Source organism: Acidithiobacillus ferriphilus, from assembly GCF_018854775.1.
Classification (GTDB): domain Bacteria; phylum Pseudomonadota; class Gammaproteobacteria; order Acidithiobacillales; family Acidithiobacillaceae; genus Acidithiobacillus; species Acidithiobacillus ferriphilus.
This window is the reverse complement of the sequence record NZ_JAAZTY010000046.1, coordinates 1-7,681: the sequence shown is the minus strand read 5'-3', so window position 1 is coordinate 7,681 and position 7,681 is coordinate 1. Positions and strand designations below refer to the sequence as shown.

Here is a 7,681-nt window from a genome sequence, read left to right as displayed (position 1 = left end):
GGGGTCAGGCAGCGATCCAGTGCCGCGGTGACCAGGCGGGCAATCTGGTCGAGCAGGTCGGCCCCGGCGTCCTCGGCATAGCGGCCGGGGTGTTGACTGCCGAGCAAAATACCCCCTTGCAGATGCTGACCGGCAAGCGGGATCAGGGCGAAGGATTCCAGTCCCGCCCCCGCCGCGCCGAAGAGGGTGCTGCGCAGGGCCGGGCTGAGGGTCAATCCGGTCGCTGCGCGCAACAGCGGGAATCCATTCAGAACCTCCTGAAAATCCGCCTGGTCCAGTGGCAGAAATTGTGGCAGATCGGCCATGGGCGCGCGGGTGATCAAGGCCATTTCCTCGACCTGAAAGCCCTCCCGCAAGCGGCTGATAACGGTATTCAGGGTCGTGGTACAATCGGGCGTCTGCAGCAGTTCGGTAGCCAGATCGGAGAGGTGCAGACCGAGTGCGGCATTCTGTTGGGCGGCACTCAGCAGCGCGGTGATGCGTTGGCGCAGACGGGTATTTTCCTCGCGCAGTACCTGTGCCTGCCGCTCCAGGAGGGATGAGGCCGAACCGCGTCCGACATGGGGCAGGGTCAGGGTGTGAAGCAGGTCTTCCTGATCCCACAAAAATCGTGGGTGTTGGCGGAGATAGGCCCGGACCTGATCCGCCTGGTCATCCGTTTCGGGGGCGATGGTCACTCAGTCATCCTCCCAATGGGTTTCATGGTAGCGTTCAGCGGCGCTATGCACTTCCAGTGCGGCGATCAGGCGTGCCAGCGTTTCACCCTCCTGGTCATTGAGTCTGTGCAGAAAATCTAACTGGGTTGCATCGCTGTTCAAGCCCTTGGCAATAGCCTTTAAGGTCGTATCCTGCATGTCATGATCCCCCCTCACTGTTCCCGAGAACTGCAGATATGGGCCAAACCCCATCAAAAACCACTTGCGCGGGGCCTGTCATCATAACGGGTTGCCCAGGACCCGCCCACTCAATGTACAGGGAGCCGCCCGGCAGGGTCACGGCTACCGCGTGATCCAATTCATCCCAACGGATACCGGCGACTATCGCCGCGCAGGCATTGCTGCCGCAGGCCAGGGTTTCCCCGACGCCCCGCTCCCAGACCCGGAGTTGAACATGGCTACGGTCGCAGACCTCCATAAAACCCACATTGCAGTGCCGGGGAAAGTCCGGGTGTGTTTCAATGCGGGGACCCAGGGTGGCTACCGGTGCATCGGTCACGCTGGATACGCGCAACACCGCGTGGGGATTGCCCATGCCGACGGCGGCGATGCGCAGAGTGTCGTCGCCCACGGACAGAAGGTATTCGGGCGCTTCTTCCTTGCTGCAGAAAGGAACCTCAGCCGGGGTGAGTTGCGGAATGCCCATGTTGACGGTGACTTCACCATTATCCTGGTGATGCAGGATCAGCCGTCCGGCCATCGTCTCGACGGTGATTGGCTCTTTGTCCGTGAGTCCGGCGCGGCGCACGAAGACGGCAAAGCAGCGGGCGCCGTTGCCGCACTGCGCCACCTCAGTGCCGTCCGCATTAAAGATGCGATACCGGAAATCGCAATCGGGGGACGTCGCGGTCTCTACGAGCAGAATTTGATCGCAACCGACGCCGAAGTGGCGGTCGGCTATGGCACGGACCGCCTCGGGGCGCAGCTCGATCCGTTGACGAACGCCATCGAAAACGACGAAATCGTTACCCAGGCCCTGCATCTTGGTGAAGCGCAGGGAGGGGGACGCAGAATCAGTAAGGGCGTGGCTCATGTGCCGAGTTTAGCAATGTCTGTCCGGGGAGGACAACGCGCGTCAGCATTATTATTTGGCTGGGGGACGTGGATTCGAACCACGGTTAGCGGAGTCAGAGTCCGCTGTCCTACCGCTAGACGATCCCCCAAGAGAGGGGCGAATGATAGCCGTGGCGGCCCGTTCGTGTCAAACAGAAAGGACTTTATGGTTGGATTTTGTGGCGCGTTGTAAAAAAGGTGTTGTGAAAATGTTGCAAAGTGTCTGCTCCGGTGCTATAGTTCCTCTCGTGGTACTTGAAACATTGCTCTCGAGGAGGAGCTTAGTCATGAAAAAGAATCTCGTAGCTTTGGCCGTTGCGGCGGCTTTTGTGGTACCTGGTGTGGCCTTTGCGTCCACGAGCAACAATGAGGATACTGGTCCTGTCGTGTACGGATATGCCCAGATCACTGGGGCCAGCCAGTTTGGAACCTCCACCAATGGTTCTCCTGCAGGCAGTAGTGGTCTTGTATTCGGTGCGAACCGAATCCGTCTGGGCTTCAAGGGCGAGGCGGTTCCCGGCGTGACCTACAACGTCATGGCCGGCTGGGATAATGCAACAATCACCGGCAACACCGGTGTTCCCGGTGGCAACCTGCTGAATGACGGTCTCGGCAATGGCGGCAATGCTTCTATCCTTGACGCGTGGTTGAACTATGCGCCCGTGCCTTTTGCTCAGCTTGAGGTCGGCAAGTTCAAGCTTCCCGTTGGTAACGAGTATGTGAACACGGAAGGCAACGAGTTACCCTTCGTGTTCCGCAGCATGGCCCAGTCTCTGGTTCCAGGCCGCTCGGCGGGTGCCATGATTCACGGAAAGGATGTGCTGGATGACGTGACGGGTACCGGTGTGGGTTACGCCGTAGGTATTGCCGATGACAGCTCTCTGGATGCCTACAACGCGTATAACTGGAGCGAGAATGGTGCCATGCCTTTTGGTTCCGGTCAGAGTGGTTACCTCAACGGCAGCGGCAATTATATTGCCTTTGCCCGCTTGAACTACGACTTCATGGGTCCTTTGCTGAAGGCTGAAGTGAGCGGGTCGCGCATGAGTCTTGGGTCCACACCTAATGGTAATCCGGTTGCTCCAAATGGCTTGTCACGATCATCCATCTACACATGGAACGTAGGCATGCACGGTGGCATGATGGGCATTCACTACGCGGCCTCCTACACCAACATGACCACAGGGCGTAGCTTCGCTGCCGGACCTGTCGGAGCAATGAATTCCAACGGCATGCTGGCCACTGACTGGAATGTGGGCCTGGGCGTGAATCTGCATCAGATGATGCTGACCCCGTCCTGGCTGGATGTCGAGCCTGCGGTGCGTTTCGACTCTTTCAGCATCAACAACCACAACGGTTATGATGCGAAACTCGATAATACGACGGTCGGTCTGAATTACTACGTCAACTCCAACAATCCCCATGCAGCAGAGGTGCAGTTGAATTACATCATCCCCTCTGCGCGTCAGGGAAAATTTGGTACAGGGACGCCGGGTGGTGTATTCGGCGCGAATGATGCCCCCATCAACGGTATGGCGTATAACACGCTGATGCTGCAGTTCCAGGCTGGCTTCTAAGTTCAAATAAGTCTTCGGGCCGCTTCGGCGGTTCCATTGCCGCCCCTTCGGGGGCGGTTTTTATTTGCTTTTTTGGATGGATACCTTTATAAGAAAGCCCGCTGCGGGGCTTGTGTCTCTGCGTTTTTTCTTATGACCGCTTTTGGGGAATATAGTGTCTCGTCAAATCCGTAATATTGCCATCATCGCCCACGTTGACCACGGTAAGACCACGCTGGTGGACCAGCTCCTGCGCCAGTCGGGTACCTTTGCCGCGCACCAGCAACTGGAAGAACGGGTGATGGACAGCAACGATCTGGAAAAAGAGCGCGGCATCACCATTATGGCCAAGAACACGGCGGTGCAGTGGGGCGATACCCACATCAACATCGTCGACACCCCCGGCCATGCCGACTTTGGCGCCGAGGTGGAGCGGGTGCTGGGCATGGTGGATGGCGTGCTGCTGTTGGTGGACGCCGTTGAAGGTCCGATGCCGCAGACTCGTTTCGTCACCCGCAAGGCGCTGGAACTGGGTCTCAAGCCCATCGTGGTCATCAACAAGGTGGATCGCCCCGGCGCCCGCGCCGATTACGTCATCAGCGCCACCTTTGACCTCTTCGACAAACTGGGCGCGACGGAAGAACAACTGGATTTTCCGGTAATCTACGCTTCCGGTTTGCAGGGCTATGCGGGGGAAGACCCCGAAGTTCGCTCCGGTGACATGAAGCCCCTCTTTGAGATGATCCTCAGTCATGTGGCGGCGCCCGAAGGCGATCCCGAAGGCCCCCTGCAGATGCAGATTGCCGACCTCGATTACTCCAGCTATGTGGGACGTATTGCTGTCGGACGCATTCGCCGTGGCAGCATGCGTCCGGGGCAGGATATCGTGCTGATTCACGGCGTCGACAAGACCCAGACCAAGGCGCGCATCTTGCAACTCCTCGGCTTTGATGGCCTCAAGCGGGTGCCGTGGGAAAGTGCTACGGTGGGTGACATTGTCGCCGTAACCGGCATTGAAGAACCCTCCATCGGTGCCACCATCGCGGCGCCCGAAGCGCCTGAGGCGCTGCCGTGGAAACCCATCGATGAACCCACCCTGAACATGACGTTTCAGGTCAATACCAGCCCCTTCGCGGGTCGGGAAGGGAAGTTTGTCACCAGTCGCCAGTTGCGCGAACGTCTGTATCGCGAGTTGCTGATCAACGTCGCGCTGCGGGTGGAGGATACCGACAACGCCGATGTGTTCATGGTTTCCGGGCGTGGCGAGTTGCACCTGACCATCCTCATCGAGAACATGCGCCGCGAGGGCTATGAGTTGGCAGTGTCACGCCCCAGGGTGATTCAGCGCCAGGTGGACGGCGTCTGGGAAGAGCCCTATGAGGCGCTGACGGTGGACGTGGAAGAACAGCATCAGGGCACCATCATGGAGCGTCTGGGCATCCGCCGCGGCGAGTTGCAGGACATGATCCCCGATGGCCGGGGCCGGGTGCGCCTGGAATACAAGATCCCGGCACGTGGTCTCATCGGCTTCCATACCGAATTTCTGACGGCGACTTCCGGTACCGGGGTGATCAGCCATATTTTCGACAACTACGGCCCGGTCAAGGGGACTATTCCAGCGCGCAACAACGGCGTGCTGATCTCGGCGGAAGAGGGCGAGGCGGTGGGTTTCGCGCTCTTCAATCTGCAGGAGCGTGGCCGGATGTTTGTCAGCCCCGGCGACAAGGTCTACGAGGGTATGGTGATCGGCATTCATACCCGCGACAACGACCTGGTGGTCAACCCGCTCAAGGAAAAGAAGCTGACCAATATGCGCGCCTCCGGCTCTGATGAAAACATCATGCTGACGCCGCCGATTAAACTGACGCTGGAGGCGGCAGTCGAGTTTATTGCCGATGACGAGTTGGTGGAGGCGACGCCACAGTCCATCCGTATCCGTAAGCGTTATCTGACGGAGAATGAACGTAAAAGGGCATCGCGCGGCGGCAGTTAAGCTTCGCGCTTTGGATGGATGACGGGAGATGGCCCGGAGTGCAGGTAAGGCTCCGGGCCATTTTTTGTCTCGTGTCGCAAGCGATGCCTACGGCGTGGGCACTGCGCGCGTTTTTTCCAGAGTGATCAGGCGGAACCAGCCGCCGACCGCAGCGGGGAGATCGCTGACGATCTGCAGTTCGGGCCGTTGTGCCAGAAGATCCTCAAACACCAGGTCGGTATGGGTGGCAATGGGGCCGGACAGGGGGGCCAGCAGGCGCCGCCAGAAGGCGCGTTCACCGGGGCGCAAAAACTTGTCGAGGAGCAGTATCCGGCCGTCGGGTTTGAGGACGCGGCTGGCTTCCGCGAAGGCCAGCCCGGCATGGGGTACGACGGCGAGTATGAGATGCATGACAACCATGTCGAAACAATTGTCCGGGAAGGGCAATGCCTCGGCGTCGGCCTGAATCAGCGGGAAATGGGGAGACAGGCTTTGTGCGTGACGGAGCATGGCGTGCGTGAAGTCGATGCCGACGGCCGCGCAGGTGTCAGGCAGATAAGGAATATCCAACCCGGTGCCGATGCCATCGATCAGGACGCGGCAGGGGGCCGACGGAATACCGCTGAGGCTGCGTTGCCGCAAGGGTGCGGAGAAGCCGCGCACCGCCGAATTATAAATGGGCGCCCAGAGCGCATAGGCGCGCTGCAGGCTCTGGCGGCTCAATGAAAGACGGTGGCCACCGCCAGACGAAAGGCGGGGATGGGGACGAGGAAACTTTCTCCCGTATCGCTGACCCACTCGAAACTGCCGTGCATGCTGCCTACGGGCGTGGACAGGACGGATCCGCTGGTGTAGCGGAAGCGTTGACCGGGCTGCAGCGTCGGCTGTTCACCGACGACACCCGGTCCCTTGACTTCCTGGATATGACCTTCGGCGTCCGTAATGATCCAGTGGCGATTGAGGAGTTGTGCCGTCTGTGGGCCGTTATTCTGCATGGTGACTTGATAAGCGAAGGCGAAATGTTCCTGCTCCGGGCTGGACTGTTCCGGCAGATAGCGCGTCTCGACGCTGATCTGGATTTCTGTGGGGGGGTGATCTTCCATGGGTGTGCTCCGGGCCGTTGGTCGACGTTACGATTCAGAAACAGTCTAACGGTCCGGGGGCAGGCTGCCAAGCTATACCGGCTACCCGGTCAGCGTTTGAGCGCCGCGACCGGGCGGGGGCGGTAGAGGATGAGTATGCGTCCGATGCGACCGACAACGTCGGCATGACTGGCGCGGGACAGGGTCTGTATCATGTCATCCCGCTCGTCGTGGGATACCTGGGGCAAACGTATTTTTATGAGTTCGTGGGCATGGATGGCGACTTCCAGTTCGGCGAGGACGCCGTCGTTGACACCGTGGGCGCCGATCATGACGACAGGCTTGAGGGCGTGCGCCTGTCCACGCAGGTTTTGTCTTTGTTTTGCGTCCAGCATGGTATCCTCGTCAGTCTGATTGGGCCGCTATGGTGTAGCGGCAGAGTGTACGTTTGTGGAGGGCGGGGGTCAAAGTCCGGAGGTATGTTGTGGCCAGAAGTAAATCCAGCCAGAAATGGCTGAAGGAACATTTTAAAGATCCATTCGTGCAGCGCGCGATGAAGGAGGGGTATCGCTCGCGCGCGAGTTACAAATTGCTGGAGATTCAGCAGAAGGATCATCTGATCCGTCCGGGTATGCGCGTATTGGATGTGGGCGCGGCGCCGGGTGGCTGGACGCAGGTGGCGGCGCCACTCATCGGCAAGAAGGGGCGATTGGTGGCGGTGGATCGTTTGGCGATGGACCCGGTGGCGGACGCCATAGTGATTTGCGGTGACGTTTATGAGGACGCAGTGTTGGCAGCCTGCCGGGACGCGTTGCCGGGTGGCGCTGATTTGATTATGAGCGACATGGCCCCCAATATGTCCGGTATTGCCAGCGTCGATCAGGCGCGTGCTATTGATCTTGCGGAGCTGGCGCTGGATATGGCCCAGCGCTGGCTGGTGCCGGGTGGCTCGCTGCTGATCAAGGTGTTTATGGGATCCGGCGCGGAGGATTTGCGCCGGGCGCTGCGCCGGGACTTCAAGAAAATCGTGGTACGCAAGCCGGAAGCCTCGCGCGCGCGCTCCACCGAGCAGTATTGGTTGGCGCTGGACTTTCAGAGGGTTGCGCAGGAAAGGTTGGACAACGGCGGTGCGAGTTCCCTATAATTCGGCCACGCGCAGTTAGCTCAGATGGATAGAGCGTCGGCCTCCGAAGCCGAAGGTCACTGGTTCGACTCCAGTACTGCGCACCAAATTAAGTTAAAGGTCTGAGTATCGTACCTGGGTTTTCTTTGTCGTCATCCTGCTTAAACGCTCTACTTAGT

9 protein-coding genes and 2 tRNA genes are annotated in these 7,681 nt (G+C 59.4%); 4 read left to right on the top strand and 7 right to left on the bottom strand.

Features of this window, described 5'->3' with window-relative positions; translation table 11 throughout:
- The 4 genes from HF921_RS03970 to HF921_RS03955 form a co-directional block, all read right to left on the bottom strand.
- Positions 1-677, bottom strand: a 677-nt coding sequence (locus tag HF921_RS03970) for a DUF484 family protein (RefSeq protein WP_215893348.1), incomplete at its 3' end; no start/stop codon positions are given.
- Positions 678-854, bottom strand: coding sequence for a hypothetical protein (locus HF921_RS03965; RefSeq protein WP_196762946.1), 177 nt, complete (start codon positions 852-854; stop codon positions 678-680).
- A gap of 1 nt (position 855) precedes the next feature.
- Positions 856-1,749, bottom strand: coding sequence for a diaminopimelate epimerase (gene dapF, locus HF921_RS03960; protein ID WP_215893347.1), 894 nt, complete (start codon positions 1,747-1,749; stop codon positions 856-858).
- A gap of 56 nt (positions 1,750-1,805) precedes the next feature.
- Positions 1,806-1,879, bottom strand: a tRNA-Gln gene (locus HF921_RS03955).
- A 177-nt stretch (positions 1,880-2,056) separates the two neighbouring features.
- Here HF921_RS03955 and HF921_RS03950 point away from each other — a divergent pair.
- Together HF921_RS03950 and typA are read left to right on the top strand one after the other, a co-directional pair.
- Entirely contained in the window at positions 2,057-3,346 is a 1,290-nt protein-coding gene (locus tag HF921_RS03950; protein ID WP_215893346.1) for a porin, read from the top strand.
- A 154-nt stretch (positions 3,347-3,500) separates the two neighbouring features.
- On the top strand, positions 3,501-5,318 hold the full coding sequence (gene typA / locus HF921_RS03945; RefSeq protein WP_064219742.1) for a translational GTPase TypA: 1,818 nt from the start codon (positions 3,501-3,503) through the stop codon (positions 5,316-5,318).
- A gap of 87 nt (positions 5,319-5,405) precedes the next feature.
- Here the strand turns inward: typA and HF921_RS03940 are convergent, their stop codons facing one another.
- The 3 genes from HF921_RS03940 to yhbY form a co-directional block, all read right to left on the bottom strand.
- Positions 5,406-6,020 carry a class I SAM-dependent methyltransferase gene (locus HF921_RS03940; protein WP_215892202.1) on the bottom strand — a complete coding sequence of 205 codons (615 nt, stop codon included), beginning with the start codon at positions 6,018-6,020 and terminating at the stop codon, positions 5,406-5,408.
- Positions 6,017-6,400 carry a Co2+/Mg2+ efflux protein ApaG gene (gene apaG, locus HF921_RS03935; protein WP_064219744.1) on the bottom strand — a complete coding sequence of 128 codons (384 nt, stop codon included), beginning with the start codon at positions 6,398-6,400 and terminating at the stop codon, positions 6,017-6,019. The genes HF921_RS03940 and apaG overlap by 4 nt, the downstream gene beginning before the upstream one ends.
- Positions 6,401-6,489: 89 nt before the next feature.
- Positions 6,490-6,774 carry a ribosome assembly RNA-binding protein YhbY gene (yhbY, locus tag HF921_RS03930; RefSeq protein WP_064219745.1) on the bottom strand — a complete coding sequence of 95 codons (285 nt, stop codon included), beginning with the start codon at positions 6,772-6,774 and terminating at the stop codon, positions 6,490-6,492.
- An 89-nt stretch (positions 6,775-6,863) separates the two neighbouring features.
- On the opposite strand from yhbY, the gene HF921_RS03925 reads away from it, so the two are divergent.
- Positions 6,864-7,523 (top strand): RlmE family RNA methyltransferase, encoded by a 660-nt coding sequence (locus HF921_RS03925; protein ID WP_064219746.1) that lies wholly within the window; start codon positions 6,864-6,866, stop codon positions 7,521-7,523.
- Positions 7,524-7,532: 9 nt separating this feature from the next.
- Positions 7,533-7,609: transfer RNA gene (locus HF921_RS03920), tRNA-Arg, on the top strand.
- The last annotated feature ends 72 nt before the right edge of the window (positions 7,610-7,681 follow it).

What these genes read in the sequence shown, in the direction of transcription:
- dapF (WP_215893347.1), bottom strand. Translation starts at nt 1,749, where the DNA reads ATGAGCCACGCCCTTACTGATTCTGCGTCCCCCTCCCTGCGCTTCACC.
- yhbY (WP_064219745.1), bottom strand. Translation starts at nt 6,774, where the DNA reads ATGCTGGACGCAAAACAAAGACAAAACCTGCGTGGACAGGCGCACGCC.
- apaG (WP_064219744.1), bottom strand. Translation starts at nt 6,400, where the DNA reads ATGGAAGATCACCCCCCCACAGAAATCCAGATCAGCGTCGAGACGCGC.
- HF921_RS03950 (WP_215893346.1), top strand. Translation starts at nt 2,057, where the DNA reads ATGAAAAAGAATCTCGTAGCTTTGGCCGTTGCGGCGGCTTTTGTGGTA.
- HF921_RS03965 (WP_196762946.1), bottom strand. Translation starts at nt 854, where the DNA reads ATGCAGGATACGACCTTAAAGGCTATTGCCAAGGGCTTGAACAGCGAT.